Source organism: Mycobacterium sp. E1214 (assembly GCF_001666755.1).
Taxonomy (GTDB): domain Bacteria; phylum Actinomycetota; class Actinomycetes; order Mycobacteriales; family Mycobacteriaceae; genus Mycobacterium.
In genome coordinates this window covers 1-21,604 of the sequence record NZ_LZJC01000086.1, presented here as the reverse complement: position 1 = coordinate 21,604, position 21,604 = coordinate 1, and the positions used below count along the sequence as shown (strand labels likewise).

General features: G+C 67.8%; 30 protein-coding genes and 1 tRNA gene. 20 read left to right on the top strand and 11 right to left on the bottom strand.

The features are described from left to right. Window positions 1-141: DUF2505 family protein (locus A5700_RS27395; protein ID WP_369828263.1), on the bottom strand; the 141-nt coding region annotated here is incomplete at its 3' end. A gap of 121 nt (window positions 142-262) precedes the next feature. Between A5700_RS27395 and A5700_RS10980 the strand changes: the two genes are divergently transcribed. The 3 genes from A5700_RS10980 to A5700_RS10970 all read left to right on the top strand — a co-directional run bounded on the left by A5700_RS10980 (window position 263) and on the right by A5700_RS10970 (window position 2,637). Next, on the top strand, window positions 263-538 hold the full coding sequence (locus A5700_RS10980; RefSeq protein ID WP_068064920.1) for a hypothetical protein: 276 nt from the start codon (window positions 263-265) through the stop codon (window positions 536-538). A gap of 100 nt (window positions 539-638) precedes the next feature. Then, window positions 639-1,379 (top strand): SDR family NAD(P)-dependent oxidoreductase, encoded by a 741-nt coding sequence (locus A5700_RS10975; protein WP_068064924.1) that lies wholly within the window; start codon window positions 639-641, stop codon window positions 1,377-1,379. Window positions 1,380-1,431: 52 nt separating this feature from the next. Next, window positions 1,432-2,637, top strand: coding sequence for an FAD-dependent monooxygenase (locus A5700_RS10970; protein ID WP_068064927.1), 1,206 nt, complete (start codon window positions 1,432-1,434; stop codon window positions 2,635-2,637). 9 nt (window positions 2,638-2,646) lie between these two features. On the opposite strand, the gene A5700_RS10965 is transcribed toward A5700_RS10970, so the two are convergent. Next, a complete protein-coding gene (locus tag A5700_RS10965) occupies window positions 2,647-4,104 on the bottom strand; it encodes a phospholipase D-like domain-containing protein (RefSeq protein WP_068064929.1) in 1,458 nt (485 codons plus the stop codon). A gap of 166 nt (window positions 4,105-4,270) precedes the next feature. On the opposite strand from A5700_RS10965, the gene A5700_RS10960 reads away from it, so the two are divergent. Then, window positions 4,271-4,678, top strand: a complete 408-nt coding sequence (locus A5700_RS10960; protein ID WP_197502704.1) for a DUF732 domain-containing protein — start codon at window positions 4,271-4,273, stop codon at window positions 4,676-4,678. Between the two features lie 71 nt (window positions 4,679-4,749). Next, the gene (locus A5700_RS10955) at window positions 4,750-5,157 is read left to right on the top strand and encodes a DUF4267 domain-containing protein (RefSeq protein WP_068064931.1); all 408 of its coding nucleotides are present in this window, start codon (window positions 4,750-4,752) and stop codon (window positions 5,155-5,157) included. 7 nt (window positions 5,158-5,164) lie between these two features. On the opposite strand, the gene A5700_RS10950 is transcribed toward A5700_RS10955, so the two are convergent. Together A5700_RS10950 and A5700_RS10945 are read right to left on the bottom strand one after the other, a co-directional pair. Continuing rightward, window positions 5,165-6,640 carry a YdiU family protein gene (locus A5700_RS10950; protein ID WP_197502706.1) on the bottom strand — a complete coding sequence of 492 codons (1,476 nt, stop codon included), beginning with the start codon at window positions 6,638-6,640 and terminating at the stop codon, window positions 5,165-5,167. A 69-nt stretch (window positions 6,641-6,709) separates the two neighbouring features. After that, entirely contained in the window at window positions 6,710-7,276 is a 567-nt protein-coding gene (locus A5700_RS10945) for a hemerythrin domain-containing protein (protein ID WP_068064937.1), read from the bottom strand. A gap of 333 nt (window positions 7,277-7,609) precedes the next feature. Here A5700_RS10945 and A5700_RS10940 point away from each other — a divergent pair, with 333 nt between their 5' ends. The 4 genes from A5700_RS10940 (at window position 7,610) to A5700_RS10925 (ending at window position 11,239) form a co-directional block, all read left to right on the top strand. Further along, a complete protein-coding gene (locus A5700_RS10940) occupies window positions 7,610-8,572 on the top strand; it encodes a hypothetical protein (RefSeq protein WP_068064940.1) in 963 nt (320 codons plus the stop codon). A gap of 171 nt (window positions 8,573-8,743) precedes the next feature. Further along, window positions 8,744-9,664, top strand: coding sequence for a CoA ester lyase (locus A5700_RS10935; RefSeq protein WP_068064945.1), 921 nt, complete (start codon window positions 8,744-8,746; stop codon window positions 9,662-9,664). Between the two features lie 41 nt (window positions 9,665-9,705). Further along, window positions 9,706-10,611, top strand: a complete 906-nt coding sequence (locus A5700_RS10930; RefSeq protein ID WP_068064948.1) for a TIGR03619 family F420-dependent LLM class oxidoreductase — start codon at window positions 9,706-9,708, stop codon at window positions 10,609-10,611. Window position 10,612: 1 nt separating this feature from the next. Next, window positions 10,613-11,239, top strand: a complete 627-nt coding sequence (locus A5700_RS10925) for a GNAT family N-acetyltransferase (protein ID WP_068064951.1) — start codon at window positions 10,613-10,615, stop codon at window positions 11,237-11,239. A 6-nt stretch (window positions 11,240-11,245) separates the two neighbouring features. On the opposite strand, the gene crcB (A5700_RS10920) is transcribed toward A5700_RS10925, so the two are convergent. Together crcB (A5700_RS10920) and crcB (A5700_RS10915) are read right to left on the bottom strand one after the other, a co-directional pair. Then, a complete protein-coding gene (crcB, locus tag A5700_RS10920; RefSeq protein ID WP_082960321.1) occupies window positions 11,246-11,623 on the bottom strand; it encodes a fluoride efflux transporter CrcB in 378 nt (125 codons plus the stop codon). Further along, window positions 11,620-12,033 (bottom strand): fluoride efflux transporter CrcB, encoded by a 414-nt coding sequence (gene crcB / locus A5700_RS10915; protein WP_068064954.1) that lies wholly within the window; start codon window positions 12,031-12,033, stop codon window positions 11,620-11,622. Before crcB (A5700_RS10915) ends, crcB (A5700_RS10920) begins: the two co-directional genes overlap by 4 nt. A gap of 121 nt (window positions 12,034-12,154) precedes the next feature. Between crcB (A5700_RS10915) and pgm the strand changes: the two genes are divergently transcribed. The 8 genes from pgm to A5700_RS10875 all read left to right on the top strand — a co-directional run bounded on the left by pgm (window position 12,155) and on the right by A5700_RS10875 (window position 17,914). Next, a complete protein-coding gene (gene pgm / locus A5700_RS10910; protein WP_068064956.1) occupies window positions 12,155-13,783 on the top strand; it encodes a phosphoglucomutase (alpha-D-glucose-1,6-bisphosphate-dependent) in 1,629 nt (542 codons plus the stop codon). Between the two features lie 74 nt (window positions 13,784-13,857). Further along, on the top strand, window positions 13,858-15,045 hold the full coding sequence (locus A5700_RS10905; RefSeq protein WP_369828262.1) for an MFS transporter: 1,188 nt from the start codon (window positions 13,858-13,860) through the stop codon (window positions 15,043-15,045). A gap of 53 nt (window positions 15,046-15,098) precedes the next feature. Continuing rightward, window positions 15,099-15,171: transfer RNA gene (locus A5700_RS10900), tRNA-Ala, on the top strand. Between the two features lie 35 nt (window positions 15,172-15,206). Continuing rightward, a complete protein-coding gene (locus tag A5700_RS10895) occupies window positions 15,207-16,376 on the top strand; it encodes a site-specific integrase (RefSeq protein ID WP_068064959.1) in 1,170 nt (389 codons plus the stop codon). A 238-nt stretch (window positions 16,377-16,614) separates the two neighbouring features. After that, entirely contained in the window at window positions 16,615-16,851 is a 237-nt protein-coding gene (locus A5700_RS10890) for a CopG family ribbon-helix-helix protein (protein WP_068064962.1), read from the top strand. An 18-nt stretch (window positions 16,852-16,869) separates the two neighbouring features. Beyond that, entirely contained in the window at window positions 16,870-17,310 is a 441-nt protein-coding gene (locus A5700_RS10885) for a type II toxin-antitoxin system death-on-curing family toxin (protein ID WP_068064964.1), read from the top strand. A gap of 12 nt (window positions 17,311-17,322) precedes the next feature. Beyond that, entirely contained in the window at window positions 17,323-17,574 is a 252-nt protein-coding gene (locus A5700_RS10880; protein ID WP_068064968.1) for a hypothetical protein, read from the top strand. 118 nt (window positions 17,575-17,692) lie between these two features. Further along, window positions 17,693-17,914: a hypothetical protein gene (locus A5700_RS10875; RefSeq protein ID WP_156671192.1), complete on the top strand. Its 222-nt coding sequence runs from the start codon at window positions 17,693-17,695 to the stop codon at window positions 17,912-17,914. Window positions 17,915-17,927: 13 nt separating this feature from the next. On the opposite strand, the gene A5700_RS26090 is transcribed toward A5700_RS10875, so the two are convergent. From A5700_RS26090 to A5700_RS10855, 5 genes are all read right to left on the bottom strand, one after another. Further along, window positions 17,928-18,185 (bottom strand): hypothetical protein, encoded by a 258-nt coding sequence (locus A5700_RS26090; RefSeq protein WP_156671191.1) that lies wholly within the window; start codon window positions 18,183-18,185, stop codon window positions 17,928-17,930. Then, entirely contained in the window at window positions 18,182-18,376 is a 195-nt protein-coding gene (locus A5700_RS10870) for a hypothetical protein (protein WP_068064974.1), read from the bottom strand. The genes A5700_RS26090 and A5700_RS10870 overlap by 4 nt, the downstream gene beginning before the upstream one ends. Beyond that, window positions 18,373-18,879 (bottom strand): hypothetical protein, encoded by a 507-nt coding sequence (locus A5700_RS26085; RefSeq protein ID WP_156671190.1) that lies wholly within the window; start codon window positions 18,877-18,879, stop codon window positions 18,373-18,375. Before A5700_RS26085 ends, A5700_RS10870 begins: the two co-directional genes overlap by 4 nt. Further along, window positions 18,876-19,166, bottom strand: coding sequence for a hypothetical protein (locus tag A5700_RS10865; protein ID WP_068064977.1), 291 nt, complete (start codon window positions 19,164-19,166; stop codon window positions 18,876-18,878). The genes A5700_RS26085 and A5700_RS10865 overlap by 4 nt, the downstream gene beginning before the upstream one ends. Before the next feature lie 370 nt (window positions 19,167-19,536). Beyond that, window positions 19,537-19,752, bottom strand: a complete 216-nt coding sequence (locus A5700_RS10855) for a hypothetical protein (protein WP_068064985.1) — start codon at window positions 19,750-19,752, stop codon at window positions 19,537-19,539. A gap of 360 nt (window positions 19,753-20,112) precedes the next feature. Between A5700_RS10855 and A5700_RS10850 the strand changes: the two genes are divergently transcribed. The 3 genes from A5700_RS10850 to A5700_RS10840 form a co-directional block, all read left to right on the top strand. Further along, window positions 20,113-20,382, top strand: coding sequence for a hypothetical protein (locus tag A5700_RS10850; RefSeq protein ID WP_068064986.1), 270 nt, complete (start codon window positions 20,113-20,115; stop codon window positions 20,380-20,382). Between the two features lie 11 nt (window positions 20,383-20,393). Further along, window positions 20,394-20,717 (top strand): DUF2742 domain-containing protein, encoded by a 324-nt coding sequence (locus A5700_RS10845; protein WP_197502705.1) that lies wholly within the window; start codon window positions 20,394-20,396, stop codon window positions 20,715-20,717. Next, window positions 20,693-21,604 (top strand): AAA family ATPase (locus A5700_RS10840; RefSeq protein WP_068204729.1); only part of this gene is annotated, 912 nt, incomplete at its 3' end. The genes A5700_RS10845 and A5700_RS10840, both read left to right, overlap by 25 nt.

The following is a 21,604-nucleotide window of genomic DNA, read 5'->3' as shown; positions in this document are numbered from 1 at the left end:
GTCCAGGGCGTCCAGCGTGGTCACCGCCTCGGCGCCGCCGGCGGCGATGCGGGCTCGCCAATACGCCTCACGCGCGAACGCCGCATGGATCTGCTCGACGCTGGCGGGCGATTCCGCAACGACATCGAAGGAGCGCGCCATGCCCGACATTGTCCCAAAACGTCGATCGGATGCCGCCGTCCGCCCGCTGCGTGCGGTTATTCGCCGAGGTGTGTCCCCGGCGTGACCTGCACGCGACCGGCGGGCGGGAGGCTCAGTGCTCATGACGGCGCTCGCGGTCCTGGGTGCGTTCGCGGCGGCGCTGTGCCTGGGCTACCACCTCGGCCGGCGCGCCGGTTCGACGCGGTCGTCGCGCAGGCGCCGAACGACCCGAGTGGCGATCGGCGGCCGCGCGCTCGGCCTGCTCGTGGTGATGGCCGAGCGCCGCGTGCGGCGCAGGCTTCGACTCGCACGCTGGGCACCCGACGCCCTCGGCCGGGCAATGCCGACCGCCTACGAGGTGCTCCGGGGCGGCCTTGCCCGGGCGCGGTCCTACTGAGCCGAGCCTGGCAACCCCCGCGCCAACCTGGATCCACGGGCGACCCAACCGGGGTGTTAGGAATGGTTGGCCAGCACCGCTGCGAACGACGGGATCTTTGATGTCAGCACTGCAGGGCAAGGTCGCGTTCGTCACCGGAGCGTCGTCGGGGCTGGGCGCCGAGACGGCCCGGGAGCTGTCGCGGCAGGGCGCCACCGTCTACGGCGTCGGGCGCGACACCGCCCGCTTGGAGCAGGTGTTCGCCGACGTGGACCGGGGGACGTACGCGGTGGTGGACGTCGCCGACGCCCAGGCCTGCCGCGACGCGATCGAGCGTTGCGTGGGGGAGTTCGAGGGACTCGACGTGCTGGTCAACGTCGCGGGCAAACACCAGATGCGCCGAACGGAATCGATGACCGACGACGACTGGGCGCAGGACCTGGCGGTCAACCTCACCGGTCCCTTCTCCCTGTGCCGGGCGGCGCTGCCGCACCTGCTACGACGCGGCGGCAACATCGTCAACGTCAGCTCCATCGCCGGCGTCGAAGGTCAGGCGTATTCAGCCGGCTACTGCGCCGCCAAGCACGGCTTGATCGGGCTGACCCGCGCCCTGGCGGTCGAGTACACGGCCGATCGCCTGCGCGTCAACGCCGTCTGTCCCGGCGGCATGCTCACCCCGCAGATCGAGCAATTCAGCGCACCGGAGGACCCCAATTACGACTTGATCATGCGCACCGCCTCGCCGCGCGGCATGATGCAACCCCTCGACGTGGCGAAGGTGATCGCGTTTCTGGCCAGTGACGCCGCGGCCGCGGTACACGGCGCCGTCTACCGAGTCGACAACGGCAAGGGCGCCGGGTAGGCCGCCGCCGGTGAGGTTTCCCGCCCGGCCCATCGGGCAACTGTCTTGACCGATGGAACGAGTCGCGGACGCACCTCATGCCGTCATCTCTGGAGCCGGTATCGCCGGCCCGGCGTTGGCGCACCAACTGGCGGCGCGGGGCTGGCGGACCACCGTCGTCGAACGCGCTGCGCGCCGCCGCGACGAGGGGCACAACATCGACGTGCGCGGCGCCGCGCGTGAGGTCGTGCGCCGCATGGGCATCGAGGACGAGATCCGTGCAGCCAGCACCGAAGAGGTCGGCATGCGCTTCGTCGACGAGGCCGGCGCGGCCGCGGCGTCGTTCCCGGTCGACCCGTCGGCCCGATTCGACGGTCCCACAGCCGAGTTCGAAATCTTGCGCGGTGAGCTGTCCCGCATCCTCGTCGAACGGACCATCGACGTCACCGAATACCGTTTCGGCACCCGGATCACCGACCTGATCGACGACGGTCACCGGGTCACCACGCTGCTCGACGACGGCACGTCCCTCAATGCGGACGTGGTCGTCGTAGCCGACGGATTACGTTCGGCCACACGCAGATTCGTGACCTCCGTGGCGATCACCGAATTGGGCATGTACATGGCGTACCTGACCATCCCGCGACGGGAGTCCGACGACCGGTGGTGGAACTGGTATCACGCGCCCGGCTCGCGCGCCGTGCACCTGCGGCCTGACAACCTCGGGACGAGCCGGGCGATGCTGAGCTTCCTCTCCGAGGTGCGCGGCCTGCAAAGGATTCGCCGCGACGACCAGATCGCGGTGCTGCGGGCGACCTTCGCGGACGCGGGCTGGGCCGCACCACGCATCTTGGCCGAACTCGACGACGCGCCGATGTACTTCGACGCGCTTGGGCAGGTCCGGGCGCCGCGCTGGAGCAAGGGCAATGTGGTGTTGCTCGGTGACGCCGCGTTCTGCGTGTCCCCGGTCGGTGGCGGCGGTTCGAGCCTCGCGCTGATCGGCGCGTATGTCTTGGCCGAAGAGCTCTCTCGGACAACGGATTACACGGCGGCGTTCGACCGCTACGAGAGCTTTATGCGGCCGCACGTCAACGCCGCGCAAAACGTTCGACCCGCGGTGCTGCGGCTGGCCAATCCCCGCACCCGGGCCGGCATCCGCGCTTTGCGGGCCGGGGCTCGGGTGCTGGCGAGTCCGGCCGCCAACGCCGCGACGAACCTGTTCGGCAGGCGGTTCGGCAACGCCGCGGCCAACGACGTTGAGCTGCAGGCTTATCCGTAAGCAGTCGGATCAGTTCCGCAGCCCGGTGAGGAACCGCTGCACGGTCCGGGTCAGCGAGCGGGGGACATGGTCGGGATCCATCAGGTCATTCTCGGCCAGCGGACCCGCCTCGCCGGCCACCGTACGCGCGGTGAAGCGCCGCAACGTCCGTCCGGTGCCGCGCAGCGACTCGACGGCGCGCAGAAGTGAACTCCGCTCAACGAGAGCGTCTTGCAGCTGCTCGACGGTGAGGCCGAGATGCTCGGCGATCAGCTGGTTACGCACCCCCGTGATGAGGCCGCGCACCTCGGCGTCCTCGGCGCGGTCCGGGTTCGCCTCGATCGCGATGTCACATTCGCTGTCGAAGCCCAGTGACCGGTTGTTGATGTTCGACGAGCCGATGCGCAGCAGTCGGTCGTCGACGATCATCACCTTGGCATGGACGTAGATCGGCGTACCGCCGCTGGTCTCGGGCCAATAGACGCCCAGCCGGCGATGCTCGTCGGCCTCCCACAGCAGGCGGATGAGGTCGTGGCGGGCGCTGTCCATGGTCTCGCGCTCCAGCGGGTTGTTGCCGCGGCGCGCGATCGTGATGACGATCTCGGGGCCGTCGGCTTCGCGGAGTCTCGCGGCGAGCGCCTCGACGATGCGCCGGGCCGCCAAGTACTGGTTCTCGATGTAGATGGTGTGGCGGGCGGCGTCGATGGCGGCCAGGTTGAGCGCCTCCACCTCCCGGACCTCGCGGGCCGCCTGCGATTCGGGCAGGGTGCGCGCGATGCCGACCTCGACGTCACGGAGCAGCGGAACGAGCCTGCTGGGCCAGGCGCTGTGTTTGGGTTCGACCGGCGCCAGCTCCTGCTCGGTCGCGGTCTGCCAGCGCCGCAGCGCCTCCGCCCCCAGCCCGCGCGCGGCGGCGCCGTCGACCGCGGCCGCGATCTCGTGGCGCGGGCCGTAGCCGCGCCCGGCCGCCCGCCGGTCGCGACTGGCGTGCTCGTGGTCTGGCGTGTCCCACCGCTCGAGGGTGAGGTCGATGCCGCCGCAGAACGCGACCGCGTCGTCGACGACGACGATCTTCTGGTGATGCACCGCGCCCACCGGATGCGCGCCGTCGATGGCGAAGTGCAGCCGCCTGCTGCTGATCTGGTTGACCAGCGCTACCGGGGCGAAGTTGCCCCAGATGCTGTCGAAGACCGACAGCAGGCGCAGGTTGGACTTGAGCAAGTAGATGTCGAGCGTCGGCCGTTTCCACAGCAACCAGTACAGGAACGCGCCGAGCTGATTCGGGCCCGGCAGGGTCTTCTTGCCGCGTTCGAAGGTCATCCGGGAGTCGAGGTCCCAGCCGATCACCATGATTCGATGCCGGGCGCGCAGCATCGCGGCCTTGACGTGCTTGAAGTAGTCGGCCGCGTCGACGATGCAGGCGAACTGATCGGCGGTCTCCACGCGCCAGCACGTCTGGCCGGGAAGCAACAGTCGATCGTCGCGCAAGCCAAACCCTTTCACCGCACGGTTCGGTGCGGACCTCCCCTGTGTATCACAGCAACTTTCGACGCCGGGACGCGTGCTAGGCCCGTATTGCGTATAGGTGATCCGCTCGTTAATAGTCCGAGAACCCGACAGGACAACGGCGCCGATCTGTACGAGGATGAAGGCCATGCGATTGGTTGTGATGCTGGCGGGCCTCGCCGCCGCGGTCGCGGGGGCCTCCGCGGCACATGCCGACCCCAGCCCGGGGGGCTCGGACGCCAGCTTCCTGGCGGCACTCAAGCAGGCCGGCATCACCTTCGAAAGTCCCAACGTCGCCATCGGAGTGGGCAAGCGGGCGTGCCAGCTGATGGATCAGGGCAACCCCGAATACGACGTCATCAAAAACGTGTCCAACGCCAATCCCGGCTTCACCATGGACGGCGCCGCCCAATTCACCATGATCGCCGCGAGCGCGTACTGCCCCGCGCACCTGGGTCAGCCGATCACTCCGCCGCCACCCCCGCCGCCGACTCCGTTGCCGCCCTCGCAGTGGCCCATCATCGACTTCCCGATCATCACCCCAGGCGCGGCCTGAGCCGTCGGCGCGCCGGTCGATATTCGGGGGTCCCTGCGCGGCGCGACGGCGTGCTCCTAGGCTGATTGACCATGTCAATCGACCGAGCCGCACTCCTGGCGGGCAGCATCCGATTCGCCTCCGGCATCTCGTTTCTCGCCGACCCCTTGCGCGCGAACCGGCTCTGGGGTGACCCCGACGAGCCGACGCCCACGGCGCAATTGTTGTTGCGCTCCATGGGCTATCGCGACGCACTCATCGGCGGGTTGCTGGCGGTGGCGGGGCTGCGCGGCCGCAACACCCGCGGCTGGTTCCTCGCGTCGGCTGGGGCCGACGCGGCCGATCTCCTCGGCGGTTGGGGTGTGCACGAACAGCTCAAGCCTTCGCAACGGGTGATCGGGCTGGGCGGCGCCGCCGTGGGCGTCGGCACCGGGTTGTGGGGGGCGGCGCGCCGGACGACCCGCAAACCGGACGCACCCGAAAGCGTCCGACGCGTCTAGTGAAAGGTCATGTCCCGCAGAAGGTTTGGTAGGTTCCGAAGTCGTCGGGGGCGGGAGCGGCGTAGCGCTCGAGGCCGGGCCGCTCGTCGTAGGGTGCGGTGACTGCGGCGAGCAGTCGCTCGAGCGCGGTCACGTCGCCCGCCGTGGCGGCGGTCAGGGCCTCCTCGACGAGATGGTTGCGCGGGATGTAGATCGGGTTGGTGCGGTCCATCGACGCGGCGTCCGGGCCCAACGCCCGCCAGCGGCACAACCACTCGTCGAAGCCGGCGAGGTCGGCGAACAGCCCACGCGCGGGTTCGGCGTCGGCGAGCGTGGTGCCGCGCGCCGCGCGACCCAGGTGCCGGAAGAACGAGGTGTAGTCGACGTGGCTGGCCGTCAGCAGGCCGAGCAGGTCGTCGATGAGCGGTGTCGCGACAGCGCCGTCGAGTCCGTCGGGTAGGCCGAGTTTGGCGCGCATCCCTGCGCCCCACACCGCGTCGTAGCGCTGCTGGAAGATGCCGAACGACCCCTCCACGAGGGTGATCGCCTCGTCGGTGTCGGCGGAGATCAACGGCAGCAGGGTTTCGGCGAAGCGGGCGAGGTTCCAACCGGCGACCAACGGTTGATTGCCGTAGGAGTAGCGCCCCCAATGATCGATCGAGCTGTAGACGGTCTCGGGGTCGTACGCCTCCATGAAGGCGCAGGGCCCGTAATCGATCGTCTCACCGGAAATGGTCATGTTGTCGGTGTTCATCACCCCGTGCACGAAGCCGATCAGCATCCAGCGGGCCAGCAGCGACGCCTGAGCGTCGACCACGGCCTCGAATAGGGCCAGGTAGGGGCGTTCGGCGTTCGCGGCGTCGGGGTAGTGCCGGGAGATTGCGTAGTCGGCCAGGCGGCGCAACAGCTCCAGCCCGCCGGGGCCCGCCGACGCCGCGTACTGCGCGGCGTACTGGAAGCTGCCTACCCGCAGGTGGCTGCGGGCGACGCGGGTGAGGACGGCCCCCGGCAGGATCGTCTCGCGGTGGACCGGGCGCCCGGTGCCCACGACGGCCAGGGAGCGGGTGGTCGGCACCCCGAGCGCGTGCATCGCCTCGCTGACGACGTATTCGCGCAGCATCGGCCCGACGGCGGCCAGTCCGTCGCCGGCGCGGGCGAACGGCGTCGGGCCCGACCCCTTCAAATGGATGTCCCGAAGCTGTCCGTCCCCGGCCGCGAGCTCGCCGAGCAGCAGCGCGCGCCCGTCGCCCAGTCGCGGGACGAACCCGCCGAACTGGTGGCCGGCGTAGGCCTGGGCGGCGGGAGCGGCGCCGACGGGCAGCCAGTTGCCGACCAGAAACCGCACCCCGTCGGGGCCGCGCAACCACGCGACGTCCAGGCCCAGCTCGCCGGCCAGCCGCTCGTTGAGGATCAAGAGCTGCGGGTCCGCGAAGGTCTCGGCCTGCCACCGCACGGCCATCTCCGGCAGCGCGTGCAGGAACCCGTGCTGTAGCGAAACGGTCATGTCCGGTGCGACGCTCACCGCACCGACACTACGGAAAGTGCGGCTCTCGACGTGCGCCGACGTGACCGCCTAGCCGAGCGCCTGGCCAATGAGATCGCGGGCCCGATCGAGCATCGAGGCGAACGGGCCGAGCGCGAAGTTCTTCTTCGCCGACTCCACGCCGGGATGCGGGTGGGTGGGCGCGATGGCCTCGGCGGCACGGACCGCGGCGCTCATCCGCTTCAGGTCGTCCTCGTCGAGCTGCTTTTGCAGCACGGGAAACTCCTCGGCCTCCTCCTGCCGGGCGTGCTCGAGAACGGCTTCCCGCAGCTTGGTGACCTGGTCGACGAATTCCTGGGAGGTGATGTCGAGCTTTTCGATGTTCGACAGCAGCTCTTTGGAGGCGTGCTCTTCCTCGAGCCGCGCGTCGACGATCGCGTCACCGCTGTCCGATTCGCGGCGCACCCGCGGATGCACCACCATCTCCTCGGCGGTCTCGTGCACGGCCAGCAGCTGGCGCAGCGCCGCGAAAGGCTTCTCCCGCGCTTGCGGGTCCGAGGCGTGGAGGACCTCGTCGAACATGTCCTCGATGAGGTTGTGTTGCGCCTTCAGGAAAGCGACGACTTCCTCGGGCGATTCGACAATCATGTCTGACATCGCCAATACCTCCAATGGTCTGGGAAATGGAGTGTGCGCACTACGGGCTGTGTGCGGCCCGCTCAGGCATACCCGCTGTTGAGGCGCCTAAACGGCTCACGTGCCGCGGGTCGACGGGACCTGACTGTCCGCAATAGTTGTGTGCCGCAAGCCATTTCGCCATTCTCGAGAGTGGTACGGGCCCGGCACGCGCGCCGAAGGAGGGGCTCGAAAAAGCGAGATGCGTCACATCCGGGTGAGGATGTTAGCCGGTTACGGGTCGGTGGGTAGCCGAATAGGGAAGGCAATTTCATGCCGAACCAAGCCATCAACGCACAGGAGGCGAATGCTGACATGACTTCATCGGACCGGACCACCGTACTGGCGCAGTTGCGGGCCCTGCACCAGCTGACCAACACCGAGATCCAGATCGCGGAGACCCGCGTTGCGCAGGCACGCACCGAGGCGGTGCAGCGTGAGCTGTCCCAGAACGCCGCCAACGCCCGGGAACGCTCGGACGCGATCGAGGCCGCCATCCGCGACCTCGACGGGGTGCCCGACGTGATCGGACCGCTGCTGGGCCGCGTAGCCGCGGCGCTCAAGGCGCTCGCGGAGCAGGCCCAGCCGTTCGACGAGGCGCTGCTGGGCGACCTTGCGCTGGAGGACCAGCTCCTGGACCGGTCCCGCTACCTCAAGGCGCTGGCCGTGGCGGCGGAGCTGCCGAACGTCGAGAACTTGGCGACTCGCCTGATCACGGCGCACTCGGCCACCGTCGAGTGGTTGACCACCGTGCTCGCCGAGGACGCCCTGGGCGGGCCGGCCGCGCTGCGTCGCACGCCGGTGCAGGCGGCGACCGGCACCGCGGTGAAGCTGGTGAACCTGCCGGTCTCCTGGTCGGCGCGCAGCATCGATCGGGCCGCGGACGCGCTGCGCTCCGCGCGGCCCACACTCAACGAGCTGATCAACCGCAGCGCCCACGCCGGAGAGGTTGCGGCCAAGGCGCTCGCCGCGTCGCGCGACGCGGCCCTGGAGGCGGCCGAGAAGGTCACCCGCAACGAGGGCGCCCGGCAGACCGCCGACGCGCTGCACACCGCGCGCAGCGCGGTCGGTGTCCTGGACGCCGACGAGCTGCCGATCCCCGAGTACGACGAGCTCAACGTCAACGACGCGGTGGCCGCCGTCAAGGACCTGACCAGCCCCAACGACGTCCGGGTCATCATCGCCTACGAGGAGGCGAACAAGAACCGGCAGCGGGTCGTCTCGGCCGCTCAGACGCGCGTCGCCGCCATCGCGCAGGACGTCGTCGGCATCAACTAGCACGTTGCCGGGGCGTCAAGCCAACCGGCGTAGCAAAGTCCCCCGCCCGGGCGAGTACATCCGCCCGGGCGGGGTTTTGCGCGCGTGGGGGAGGGCCGTCGGTGGGGTGCGTTGCGGGCGTATCGCTACGGTGAGGGGCGACGCGGCCCCACGACGAGACGACGGACAGACATGTACGAGCAGGTCAACAGCAGCGCGATCGAGCCCGACGACATCGGCTCACGCATCGACCCGGTGCTCGCCCGCAGTTGGCTTCTGGTCAACGGCGCGCACGACGACCGGTTCCAGGCGGCGGTGCATTCCCGCGCCGACATCGTCGTGTTCGACATCGAAGACGCGGTGGCGCCCAAGGACAAGCACACCGCGCGCGACAACGTCGTGCAGTGGTTGCGGGCCGGCAACACCGATTGGGTTCGCATCAACGGGTTCGGCACGCCCTGGTGGGCCGACGACCTGGCCGCGTTGACGGGCACCACGGTCGGCGGGGTGATGCTGGCGATGGTCGAGTCGGTCGACCACGTCGCCGAGACCGCCAAACGCCTGCCCGACGTGCCGATCGTGGCCCTGGTCGAGACGGCGAGGGGGCTGGAGCGCGTCACCGAGATCGCGTCGGCCAAGGGCACCTTCCGGTTAGCCTTCGGCATCGGTGACTTCCGCCGTGACACCGGGTTGGGTGAGGACCCGGCCACGCTCGCCTACACGCGCTCCCGGTTCACCATCGCCTCGAAGGCGGCCGGGCTGCCCAGCGCGATCGACGGGCCGACCATCGGCTCCAATCCGCGCAAGCTGATCGAGGCCACCGCGGTCTCGACCGAGTTCGGCATGACCGGCAAGATCTGCCTGTCACCCGACCAATGCGCCGTCGTCAACGACGGCCTGTCACCGTCGCAGGACGAGATCGCCTGGGCCAAGGAATTTTTCGCGGAGTTCGAGCGCGACGGCGGAGAGATCCGCAACGGCTCCGATCTGCCCCGCATCGCCCGCGCCACCAAGATCCTGGAATTGGCCCGGGCATACGGCATCGAGGCGTCGACGTTCGACGACGAGGAACGCGACCACTCGCCGGCGCCGTCGGACACCTACCACTACTGAGCGAGGCGCAGCGCCGCCGAGCGCCGTGAGACCATCGGGGCATGCGGCTGGGCTTGCATGCGCTGGGCATCGGTGCCGGCTCCGACCGCGCGGTGATCGACGCCGTGGCGGCGCGCGCGGACGACTGCGGTTTCGCGACCCTGTGGGCGGGCGAACACGTGGTCATGGTCGACCGGCCGGCTTCGCGCTATCCCTACTCCGATGAGGGCGTCATCGCCGTTCCAGCGGAGGCGGATTGGCTCGATCCCATGATCGCCCTGAGCTTCGCCGCGGCCGCCTCGTCCCGGATCGGCATCGCCACGGGCGTGCTCCTGCTGCCCGAACATCATCCGGTGGTGGTGGCCAAGCAAGCGGCCAGCCTGGATCGACTCAGCGGCGGGCGGCTGACGCTCGGAGTGGGCATTGGGTGGTCCCGCGACGAGTTCGACGCGCTCGGCGTGCCGTTCGCGGGTCGCGCCGCCCGGACCGCCGAGTACGTCGACGCCATGCGCACGCTGTGGCGAGACGACGTCGCGTCGTTCACCGGAGAAACGGTCCGTTTCAACTCGATTCGAGTGAACCCCAAGCCGGTGCGCTCTCGTGTTCCCGTTGTGGTCGGAGGCAACAGCGACGCGGCACTGCGGCGCGTGGCGGCGTGGGGTGACGGCTGGTACGGCTTCAACATCGACGGTGTGGCCGCCGTGCGCGATCGGATAACGACGCTGGACCGGCTGTGCGCCGAGGCGGGTCGGGACCGAGGCCGGCTGCGGCTGTCGGTGGCGCTGCTCGACCCGCGTCCCGACGACGTGGGCGCCTTGGCGGAGTTGGGCGTCGACGAATTGGTGCTCGTCGAGGCGCCTCCCGAGCGGCCCGACGCGGCGGCCGAGTGGGTCTCGGCGCTGGCCCACACGTGGACAGCGCCCCTGGAAAACGCCTTCGACCAGCAACGTCGTAGGCTCTCGCGTTGAGATGACAAACGCTGAGCCCATTCTGCCGCGGGAGTTGACGGACCTGCCCGAGGAGATCCGTAACGTGCCTCCGCCGCCCATCCCGGAACTGCCCGAGCCGTACGGGCTGCGGCTGGCCGACCCGGACGCCGACGCCGACATGATCTCGGAATGGATGAATCGGCCGCACCTGGCCGAGGCGTGGGAATCGGCGTGGCCGGCGCAGCGCTGGCGGCGCTACCTCAGGGCGCAGCTCGACGGCGAGTTCTCTCGTCCCTTCGTCGCCACGCTGGACGGGACGGATCGTGCGTACATCGAATTGTACCGTGCCGCAAAGGATTCCATCGGTCCGCGCTATGCCAGCGATCCGCACGATCTCGGGCTGCACGTTGCGGTCGCCGATCTGGAATACATCGAAAAGGGGCACGTCAGTTTCCTGTTGCCGTACCTGGTGACCAGCATCCTGACCCTCGATCCGCAGTGTCGCCGGATCATGTTCGACCCCGACCATCGCAACGTGTTGGCGCGCAAGTTTTGTGAGCGCGGCGGGTGCACGTTTCTCGGCGAGCACGACATGGCGAACCGGCGAATGGCGCTCTACGTTTTGCCGCGCACCCCGCAGGACCTTCCCGCCCACCAAGGGGCCTGAGCACCGCTACAGGTGTTGGCCGATCTGCTGTCCCAGCAACGCCGCCGCCTCTCCGAGCAGGACGCTGACGACGACGTTGGCGACCGCTGTGCGCAGCTGACGCTCCTCGCCGAGCCGCTGGGTCTCCAACATCCAGGTGGAAAACGTCGTGTAGGCGCCGACGAAGGCCGTTCCGGCCAGCAGCGCTGCCTCCTTGTTCAGCACCAGGGCGCCGAGAAACCCCAAAAGTGCGGCGCCGCTGACGTTTACGGCGAGGGTACCGAACGGGAATGGGCGCGCCGCCCGGCGCGCCACCGCCCGGTCCACCACGAACCGCAGCACCGAGCCGATGCCGCCGATCACCATCACACCGGTCCACTGCAGCGCCGTCGCGGTGGCGCTCACCCGCGCACCCGGACCCGCCGCACCAACTTGGTGGCCAGGTGCGCCGCCGCCAGCCCGAGCAGGATGCTGGTGAGGGTATATGTCGTGGCCAGCACCCAATGGCCGTGTTCGATCATCCGCAGCGTCTCGACCTGCATGGTCGAGAAGGTGGTGAGCCCGCCGCAGAAGCCGGTCCCCAGCAGGGGTCTGCGGTAACTCGACAGCGGGAGCCGCTCCAGCAGCCGGGTCGTGAAATACCCGATGAGGAAGGCGCCGACGATGTTGACGGCGAAGGTCGGCCAAGGCCACCCGTCCGGATCGGCGTCGACCAGCGTGCTCAACGCCGCGCGAGCCAGCGTGCCCAGCGCCCCGCCGGCGAAGACGGCACCCAACTCGCGATAGTCGTGCGTCACGCGTGCCTCCCTTCGCATTTCGGCTGCGCTTCGCAGCGTAGGGGTGTGCCTGACCGGCGGGTGAACCCGGGGAGTACCCGAGACGGCGAGACCGTGCCTGCTCGGTCAAACCGCCACAGTGCGGGCACAATTGTTGTCCATGGCCCACCCCCGTGCCGGTCAGCCGGCTCAGCCCGAAGACCTCGTCGACCTGCCCCACCTGGTGACGGCCTATTACTCGGTGCAGCCGGACCCCGACGACGTCGCGCAGCAGGTGGCGTTCGGCACCTCGGGACATCGCGGCTCGGCCCTGAACGGGGCCTTCAACGAGGCGCACATTCTGGCGATCACCCAGGCCATCGTCGAGTACCGCGCGGCGCACGGCACCACCGGGCCGCTGTTCATCGGCCGCGACACGCACGGGCTGTCCGAGCCCGCCTGGGTGTCGGCGCTGGAGGTGCTGGCCGCGAACGACGTCGTGACGATGATCGACGCCCGGGACCGATACACGCCGACGCCCGCGGTCAGCCACGCGATCCTCACCTACAACCGCGGCCGCACCGAGGCGCTTGCCGACGGAATCGTCGTCACCCCCTCGCACAACCCCCCGTCGGACGGCGGCTTCAAGTACAACCCGCCCAACGGCGGGCCGGCGGACACCGACGCGACCAACGCGATCGCCAAGCGCGCCAACGAGCTGCTCCGCGAGGCGTCGGCGATCAACCGGGTCCCGCTGTCGCGCGCCCTGCAGACCGTGCAGCGCCACGACTACCTGAGCCATTACGTGGACGACCTGCCCAACGTGGTCGACCTGGACGCGATCCGGGCGGCCGGCGTGCGCATCGGCGCCGACCCGCTGGGCGGTGCCAGCGTGGACTACTGGGCGGCCGTCGCCGAACGACACAACATGGACGTGACCGTGGTCAACCCGCTCGTCGACGCGACGTGGCGGTTCATGACGCTCGACCATGACGGCAAGATCCGGATGGACTGCAGCTCCCCGGACGCGATGGCGTCGCTGATCGCCAACCGCGAGCACTATCAGATCGCCACCGGCAACGACGCCGACTCCGACCGCCACGGCATCGTCACGCCCGACGCCGGGCTGCTGAACCCCAACCACTACCTGGCGGTGGCCATCGACTACCTGTACACGCATCGGCCGTCGTGGCCGGACGGCATCGCCGTCGGCAAGACCGCCGTCAGTTCGTCGATCATCGACCGGGTGGTCGCCGGCATCGGCCGCAAGCTGGTCGAGGTGCCCGTGGGGTTCAAGTGGTTCGTCGACGGCCTGATCGGCGGCACCATCGGCTTCGGCGGTGAGGAGTCCGCCGGGGCGTCGTTCCTGCGGCGTGACGGCTCGGTGTGGACCACCGATAAAGACGGCATCATCCTGGCGCTGCTGGCCTCGGAGATCCTGGCCGTCACCGGCAAGAGCCCCTCGCAGCGTTACGACGAGCTCACCGCCGAGTACGGCGCGCCGTTCTACGCGCGGGTCGACGCGCCGGCCGACCGCGAGCAGAAGGCCAGGCTGTCGAAGCTGTCGGCCGATGAGGTGAGCGCGACGGAGTTGGCGGGCGAGCCGATCACCGCGAAGCTGACCGCCGCGCCGGGCAACGGCGCGCCGTTGGGCGGGCTGAAGGTCACCACCGCCAACGCCTGGTTTGCCGCGCGGCCCTCCGGCACCGAGGACGTGTACAAGATTTACGCGGAATCGTTCAACGGTCCGCAGCATTTGGCCCAGGTGCAGGAATCCGCGCGTGAGGTAGTTAATAAAGTCATTGGGTGACCTTTTGCCTCCGACGCGACCGTTCGGGGGAACCCGGTGTCCGATCCGCGCGGCTGCCGCGCGAAGTGTGGATCTTGAGCTGGGCGAACATCATGATCGCGCTCGGCTACGGGGTGGTGTCCCCGGCGATGCCGGCCTTTGCCCGCACCTTCGGGGTCAGCATCGCCGCGGTGACCTTCCTGGTCACCGTCTTCTCGCTGACGCGGTTGTGTTTCGCACCGGTCAGCGGCCTGCTGGCGCAGCGCCTGGGTGAACGGCGCATCTATATCGGCGGTTTGCTGGTCGTCGCGTTGTCCACGATTGCGTGCGCATACTCGCAGACCTACTGGCAATTGCTGCTGTTCCGCGGGGTCAGCGGCGTCGGCTCGACGATGTTCTACGTCTCGGCGCTGGGGCTGATGATCCACATCAGCCCGGCCGACGCACGCGGCCGCATCGCGGGCATGTTCACCACGTCATTCATGGTGGGCGCGGTGGGCGGCCCGGCGATCGGCGGTCTGACGGCGGCGTGGGGGTTGACGGCGCCGTTCATCGCGTACGGCGTCGCGATGCTGGGCGTGGCGGTGGTGCTGTTCTTCAGCCTGCGGAACTCGCAGCTGGCGGCGCCGCCGCCGCCGACACGATCGACGGTGACGATGCGAGAGGCGCTGCGGTTCCGCGCGTATCAGTCGGCATTGCTGTCCAACTTCGCGACGGGTTGGGCCGCGTTCGGGCTGCGCGTCGCATTAGTGCCGCTGTTCCTGTCGGATGTCATGGGTCGCAGCGTCGGCGTCATCGGCGTGGCGCTGGCGGCGTTCGCGGCCGGCAACGCCTTGGCAGTGATTCCCAGCGGCTACCTGTCCGACCGGATGGGCCGGCGCATGTTGCTGATTGTCGGTCTGGCGACCTCCGGTGTGGCAACCGTGGCGCTGGGAGCGACGTCGTCATTGGTGGCGTTCATGGTCGCGGCGGCGATCTCCGGCGCGACGACGGGCATCTTCATGTCGCCCATGCAGGCCGCGGTCGCCGACATCCTGGGCAGCGAGGCGCGGGCCGGGATACCGGTCGCGGCGGTGCAGATGCTGTCCGACCTGGGGGCCATCGTCGGCTCGGTGACGGTCGGCTGGGTCGCCGAGCGGTTCGGCTTCGGTTGGGCGTTCGCCATCAGCGGGCTCGTGCTGCTGGTCGCCGCGCTGGGCTGGGTGGTGGCGCCGGAGACGCGGCCCGAGCCCGCCGGCATGGCCGGCGTGCAGCCGTCGGAGGCGGAGGTCGAGCTGGCGTGACCAGCAACTTTGATGGACGGTTACCAGTGGTGTAGCTTCGACTGGCACGACATGGGGCTATGGCGCAGCTGGTAGCGCACCACACTGGCAGTGTGGGGGTCAGGGGTTCGAGTCCCCTTAGCTCCACCTTCTGAGCTGCAACTATAGTACGATCTGACCGTATGACAAACGGTTTGACAAACGCTCAGGACTTCTGGGCGTCGATCCGCACCCGCGAGCGGGCCAACGGAGACAAGTCCTACGCCGTTCTCTACCGGCTCGACGGCGGCCAGCGGGTGCTGACGTTCCGCGACGAGAAGCTGGCCGAAGCCTTCAAGGCGGCGATCAAAGCCCACGGGATCGGCCGGGCGCTCGAACTCCATGGCTACGAGATCCGCACCGACGATCCGGCCCCCGCGATGACCGTCGCGCAGTGGGTTCGCCGCCACATCGACAACCTCACCGGCGTTGAGCAGTACACGCTCGACAGCTACGAGCGGTACCTGCGGCAAGACATCGAACCCCACCTGGGCAACATCCCGCTGGCCAAGCTGACCGAGGAAGACATCGCCGGCTGGGTCAAGCACCTCGAGTCCACGCCGCGCACCAAGACGGGACGCGTGCCCACGCCGAAGACGATCCGCAATCTTCACGGCTTCCTGTCCGGCGCGCTGGCCGCCGCCGTCCCCAAGCACATACCTGCCAACCCTGCGGCTGGCCGTCGGCTGCCGCGGGCCACCGGTGAGGCTAGCGACGACGACATCGACGGCGACGACGTTCGGATGCTCAGCCACGAGGAGTTCGCCGCGCTGCTCGACGCGACGATCGACCACTACAAGCCGATGCTGAGGTTCATGGTCGCCAGCGGCTTCCGGTGGGGTGAGGTGTCCGCGCTCAAGCCCGGAGACGTCGACCGGGAAGCGGGGACCGTCAAGGTCCGGCGAGCGTGGAAGTACGCGTCGAAGGGCTACTACATCGGGCCGCCGAAGACCAAGCGCAGCCGCCGCACCGTCAACATCCCCAAGGACGTGCTCGACGCCTTGGACTACGACCACGAGTGGCTGTTCACCAACGCCCACGGCGGCCCGGTGCGCTACCCGGCATTCCGCGCGATGTGGGACCGCTCCGTCGCCAAGGCGAAGCTGGACGACAATCCCACGCCGCACTGCCTGCGCCACACCTGCGGGTCGTGGCTGCTCGCCGCCGGTGAACCGCTGGTCAACGTCAGCCGCCACTTGGGCCACGAGAATGTCGCCGTCACCGCCGACGTCTACGCGCACGTCGACCGGCGCGGCCATCAGGCGATCGCCGACACGATGGCCAAGCTGCTCACGACGTCGCCTGGAGGGTGAATTGCGGAACCACCGGCATCCGTGTCAGCTTTGAACCCTCTCCAATCAGCCCGCCACCACGGTCTCCGGTGGCGGGCTGATTTTCTGACCTGCTGTTTTGTCTCCCGGTAGACAAGCGGCAATCCGGCGGACAATAGATGGGTGGCCAACTCAGACCGAGCCCGACCAGCTAGGCCCTAGAGAGACGTCACACGCCCGACAAGTGGACACCAGAACTGCACCATGCCACCATGGTGTCATGACCACGCAACCAACCAACAACAAGGTCACAGGAATGACTGTGCGCCTGCCAGCAGAGCTGGCCGACGCGCTGAAGAACTACGCGTTCGTTACCGGCACCTCGGCTAACGATGTGATCAAGCAAGCCTTGATCGACTACCTGAAGGCCCACGCCCGCACCGACATGGTCCGCACGGCCTTCGAGAAGGTTCTCGAACAGCACTCGGTTGCCTTCGACAAGCTGGAATATCTCTGACCATAGGAAACGCCCCTCATGACCATCTGGCTGACCACCGACAACGTGCAGTACTTCAACGAGCGTTTCGTCGGTCCCGACAAACTTCGGGACTTCGGGTTGCTTGAGGCCGCAGTCATGCGGCCCCAGGCGACCGCCTTCGGCGACGACGCCTACCCCTCGCTGCACGAGAAGGCGGCGGCCCTGCTGCACAGCTTGGCCCGAAACCACCCGTTCGTGGACGGCAACAAGCGCACCGGTTGGGCCGCCGTCACGGTGTTCTACCGGATCAACGGCTACACCGTCGCCGACGAGATTGATCCCGGCCAAGTCGTCGGCCTCGTCGTCGACGTCGCCGAAGGCCAGATCGATGTCCCGGCGATCGCCGCCACCCTCAAGCAATGGGCGCAGCCATTCCCCTCACCAGAGGAATGGTTGGACGACCCCGACGACGGTGGCGGACGCCACCACGCCCGGTAGGGAAGGGCAAGTATGAAGCAGATCAAAGCCGACGGCAGCAGCGGCCCGGTGGACATGGGCACGCTGCTAGATCAACCGGGCGTGCAGCGCGCTGCCGACGCCGCCACGCGGATAGGTCAGCTCATAACGCCGAACGCCCAGGACATCTGGATCAAGGATCTCCACACCTACCCGGATGGCCGCATCGAGATCACCGACTTCCGCGCCCAATTCGCCGACGGGACCGTCGTCCGGGCACCGAGCATTGTGATCGAACCCGCCTGACTACCGCCGACGACGTACGGAGGAACGAGTGAGTCCGGGTAGAGGCACAGACTGGGCGATGCGGCCGGTTAACCGCCGCGGCGGCTTCCAGATCATGAAATACACAGTAGGTGCCGCAGTGAACGTTGAGATGACGATCTCCGGTGACGTGACTGGCGGTATGTTCGGCACCGACCCGGAAAATTGGAAACGGAAGGAAGACATCGTCGCGCCGGGTGAAATCCTTGACGATCTGTTCGGTCGCGCCGCTGGCGCCAACACCCCAATGCTGTATGTCCGCTGGGAAGACGAAGACGGCAAACTCCATCTCGACACCGTCGAGATCCCATTCCCCCCGTAACGCATCAGCACCGTCAGTTAAGCCACGCAGCTTCTCCCACGCCACCCGGTAGTTGTCCGTTCGGCAGGGCTTCGTTGATCACGTCGCTGATGGCATCCATGTTGGCGTTAATCGCCTCCACGGTCACGTCGGCGAGGTCTTCGTCGGCGATGATGAGGTGCGTCAAGATGACGAGATCGGCCACGGGTGGTGGTCGATCGCCTGCATAGAAGCACTGAATGACCCTGTTGCGGATAGCGGTGATTGCGCGTTCGCGGCGTTCGTCGGTCATTTCACACCCCATTCGGTCTTCAGATCCTCGACGAGGCCGGACCGGATGGACAGGAACTGCCGCGGAAAGTCATCGAGCACTTCCACTAGCGGTGTCTCGCGGTCGACCTCGCCGCGGCCGACACGCTCAGCGATGCAAGCGAATCCCGCACACATCGCGGTCCGCACCAACTCCTCCAAGGCGTTGCTCATGGGATCAGCCCCTCGGCCCGCGCCGCGGCTGCTCGCTGGCGGCGAGCCCGTGCACGCTCAAGTAACTTGTCGCGGTTGGCTTCACGCCAGGCGCGTTGGCGTTCACGGATCTTTTCTCGGTTGGCTTCCCGGTAAACGCGTTGGCGTTCGCGTTCTCGTTCTAAGTTGGCCTGGTAGTGGGCTCGTTTCCGCGCGCGGATCTGCTCTCGATTGGCTGCGTGGTGATCGCGCCGCTGCTGGCGGATCTTCTCCCGGTTGGCCTCTCGGCGCTCGCGATCGCGTTCACGGATCTTCTCCCGGTTGGCCTCCCGGTAAGCGCGGTGGTAGGCGAGCGTCTTCTCCCGGTTGGCCTCGCGGTAGGCACGTTGCTGATCGAGAATCTTCTCCCGATTGGCCGCGTAATACCCGCGGTGCTGATCGCGACGCTTCTCTCGGTGACGCTCCCTGTAGGTGCGACTGTACTCACGATTACGATCACGGATCTCATCGCGGGTGCCGGTCACGAGATCAGCCCCTCAGCCCGCGCCGCGGCGAACAACGCGCGCGAGCAGATCTCGTGCCCGACGAGCTGGCGGGTGATGTTCGGGTCGGTGAATGCGTCGTGCCGGGACCGCAACGCGGCAGCGACACCCCGCTCCGCCTCGGCCCTGCCGAGCAGACCGCCCGGATAGTGGATCGGGTTGCTGCGGTTACTCGCCCGCGCGATCGCCGCATCCTGCCGGCGCCGACGCTCCGCATCGTCGTCGACCGGACCGAACTCGAAATCCCTTGATCCCGTAGAATCACTCATGACGTTCGCTCTCCTTGGTTGATATGTCACGACGCGGCGCCACCCGCGTCCATTCGGGCCAAGTCCATCCACCGGGCTTGGCCCGAAGTCTTTTACTGGATCCGCCGCAGGCGCTTCCGGCTCCGCGAACTCAACCCCTCCTCAAACGAAACAGGCGGCGCCACAGCCGCTTCCGGCTGATCTGTGAGATACAGATCGAGCATGTGCTCGACATCCGCGTCAGTCATCCGCCATGACCTGCCGATCTTCCTGCCACGCAGCTTGCGGCCCTGACTGTCAGGCGTCCTCATCCTGCGCCTCAACCACCGTTCACCGTCCGTCATGTCCGGCAGATGCGCGGCGGCGACCTCCGCCAGGCTGTATGACCGCTTCACTTCAGCAGCTCGATCAGCCGGTCGCGCGCCTCACGGCTCAGCGACGGAACCTGCGCCAGAGCGCGCTCGATATGGTTGACCGTCTGTGCCTCGAGGAGAGCCTGCCGCGCCGAATCCAGTTCGTCCGGTCGGCGCTCACCTGCCCGGACACCGCGGGTCAGCGATGCGACCCTGGCGCGAAGATGAGCGATGTCAGGTGCGACGTTCGGCATAACCTACCCATCGATCGGAGCGCCCACGCCGGGTTCGGCGCGGGTAGAGCGTTCTCGTGGGTAGGTGCTTAGTGCCGAGGCACCGCGCGAAACCGATGCTATAGCTGCTTGATTCGGGCCGTCAAGACAATGTGGATAACTCAAGAATGTATCAGCGTGCTGGACAACAGCTTTCGGTGCCACGTAGGTGAATGCGGTACACACGCTGATATGTAATCGCTTGCGCCGGAGGGAATGACACGCCGACACGCCGACGCGCACGCCCCTGACCTGCAATCCATACCATTCTGTCGGCGAACTTATCCACAGAACCCGCTGCTTACCGGAGCCACGGAAAATCAGCTCGCAGGATTTCTGTCCATGCGACACCTCACCGAAGTCACCGCTCTCGGCCCGAGCCTAGGCTTCCCCGACGCCGAGATCGCTGTTCACCTGCAATTCAACGACGGCACAAGCGCCTTAGTCGAAGGTTCTGACATTCACGCGCTCGCCGACATCGCACTGGTCGCCAGCCAATTACGAAGGGCGCGAGAGCGACTCGACCTCCTCGCGCACCTCGAAGAAACCGACCGCGACCGCGACGGAGAGCTGGCCGACCCGGCGAGCTGGCCCAGCGAAGCCACCCTCTGAGAGGCACCCCCGTGAGCAACTACTCCCGATCAGTGGACTGGTGGTCGGTCCACGAACACGTCGAGCGCACCGCGCAGCGCCTCGGCATCCACGGATGGCCCACGGCCGGCACCGCGGAATGGCGCGAACTGGACGACCGTGACCCCGCCAAGATCCTCGCTGTTCTCGACGCCGGGCAGCACCACGCACTGCGCATGGAAGTGGCCCAGACCGCAATGGCTGAAGCGAGCCAAGCAATTTCGGCCGCCGCCGACTGGGCACAGATCAGCCTCGAGATCAGGCAGCGCAACGACTTCTACCAGGCGAAGCCATGGCTGAAGCGAGCCGCATCGTGATCCCTGAAACCGGCATCGACTGGGACGACGTTCCACCACCCGAGGAACCATTCGACCCATACCAGCGCAACAACAGCCACCGGGTCATGACCACCGACGACGACAACCAAGGCGGCGAAGCCATGCGCACATGGCAACCAGCCGACCTCACCGACGTCCTCGACGGCACCTGGCAGCCACCAGAAGCAACCGTAGGCCGCCGAAGCGACGGCATCGGACTGTTCTACCGCGGCAAACAGCACACCGTCGCCAGCGAATCCGAAGGCGGCAAAAGCTGGTTCCTACTCACCGCCGCCCTCGACGAGATATGCCGAGGCAACCACGTCGCCTACATCGACTTCGAAGACGACCGAGGCCCCGTCGTCGGCCGGCTACTCACACTCGGCGCCAACCCAACCAGAATCCGACAGTTCTTCCACTACATCCGACCCGAATCACCCGTCACCACGCCGCTCAACAAGTCCGACATCGACGGCGTCATGGCCGAATACTCACCCACGCTGGCGGTCCTCGACGGAATCACCGAAGCAATGGTGCTGCACGGCCTAGACCCGCTCGACAACCGCGACGCCGCCGCGTTCGGACGAATGCTGCCGCGGCGGCTATCCCAATGGGGCGCAGCCACCGTCAGCATCGACCACGTCACCAAGTCGAACGAGACACGAGGCCGCTACGCGATCGGCGCCGTCCACAAGCTGAACGCACTCGACGGCGCTGCCTACATCCTCGAGAACCGCAACCCATTCGGCGTCGGCCTGCAAGGCGTCTCCACCATCCGCATCGCCAAAGACCGCCCCGGCCAACTCCGCAGACACGCGGTGCCCAATTCCACCGGGCTGCACTGGTTCGCCGACCTCGTCCTCGACAGCACCCTGGCCGCGGGGCAC

Coding starts and splice junctions, on each gene's coding strand:
- A5700_RS10980 (WP_068064920.1), top strand. CDS start 263: ATGACGGCGCTCGCGGTCCTGGGTGCGTTCGCGGCGGCGCTGTGCCTG.
- A5700_RS10930 (WP_068064948.1), top strand. CDS start 9,706: ATGCGGCTGGGCTTGCATGCGCTGGGCATCGGTGCCGGCTCCGACCGC.
- A5700_RS10850 (WP_068064986.1), top strand. CDS start 20,113: ATGCGACACCTCACCGAAGTCACCGCTCTCGGCCCGAGCCTAGGCTTC.
- A5700_RS10925 (WP_068064951.1), top strand. CDS start 10,613: ATGACAAACGCTGAGCCCATTCTGCCGCGGGAGTTGACGGACCTGCCC.
- A5700_RS10970 (WP_068064927.1), top strand. CDS start 1,432: ATGGAACGAGTCGCGGACGCACCTCATGCCGTCATCTCTGGAGCCGGT.
- A5700_RS10865 (WP_068064977.1), bottom strand. CDS start 19,166: ATGAGTGATTCTACGGGATCAAGGGATTTCGAGTTCGGTCCGGTCGAC.
- A5700_RS10935 (WP_068064945.1), top strand. CDS start 8,744: ATGTACGAGCAGGTCAACAGCAGCGCGATCGAGCCCGACGACATCGGC.
- A5700_RS10890 (WP_068064962.1), top strand. CDS start 16,615: ATGACCACGCAACCAACCAACAACAAGGTCACAGGAATGACTGTGCGC.
- A5700_RS26090 (WP_156671191.1), bottom strand. CDS start 18,185: ATGACCGACGAACGCCGCGAACGCGCAATCACCGCTATCCGCAACAGG.
- A5700_RS10885 (WP_068064964.1), top strand. CDS start 16,870: ATGACCATCTGGCTGACCACCGACAACGTGCAGTACTTCAACGAGCGT.
- A5700_RS10945 (WP_068064937.1), bottom strand. CDS start 7,276: ATGTCAGACATGATTGTCGAATCGCCCGAGGAAGTCGTCGCTTTCCTG.
- A5700_RS10975 (WP_068064924.1), top strand. CDS start 639: ATGTCAGCACTGCAGGGCAAGGTCGCGTTCGTCACCGGAGCGTCGTCG.
- pgm (WP_068064956.1), top strand. CDS start 12,155: ATGGCCCACCCCCGTGCCGGTCAGCCGGCTCAGCCCGAAGACCTCGTC.
- A5700_RS10855 (WP_068064985.1), bottom strand. CDS start 19,752: ATGCCGAACGTCGCACCTGACATCGCTCATCTTCGCGCCAGGGTCGCA.
- A5700_RS10960 (WP_197502704.1), top strand. CDS start 4,271: ATGCGATTGGTTGTGATGCTGGCGGGCCTCGCCGCCGCGGTCGCGGGG.
- A5700_RS10870 (WP_068064974.1), bottom strand. CDS start 18,376: ATGAGCAACGCCTTGGAGGAGTTGGTGCGGACCGCGATGTGTGCGGGA.
- A5700_RS10880 (WP_068064968.1), top strand. CDS start 17,323: ATGAAGCAGATCAAAGCCGACGGCAGCAGCGGCCCGGTGGACATGGGC.
- A5700_RS10950 (WP_197502706.1), bottom strand. CDS start 6,640: ATGACCGTTTCGCTACAGCACGGGTTCCTGCACGCGCTGCCGGAGATG.
- A5700_RS10895 (WP_068064959.1), top strand. CDS start 15,207: ATGACAAACGGTTTGACAAACGCTCAGGACTTCTGGGCGTCGATCCGC.
- A5700_RS10955 (WP_068064931.1), top strand. CDS start 4,750: ATGTCAATCGACCGAGCCGCACTCCTGGCGGGCAGCATCCGATTCGCC.
- crcB (WP_068064954.1), bottom strand. CDS start 12,033: ATGCGAAGGGAGGCACGCGTGACGCACGACTATCGCGAGTTGGGTGCC.
- A5700_RS10940 (WP_068064940.1), top strand. CDS start 7,610: ATGACTTCATCGGACCGGACCACCGTACTGGCGCAGTTGCGGGCCCTG.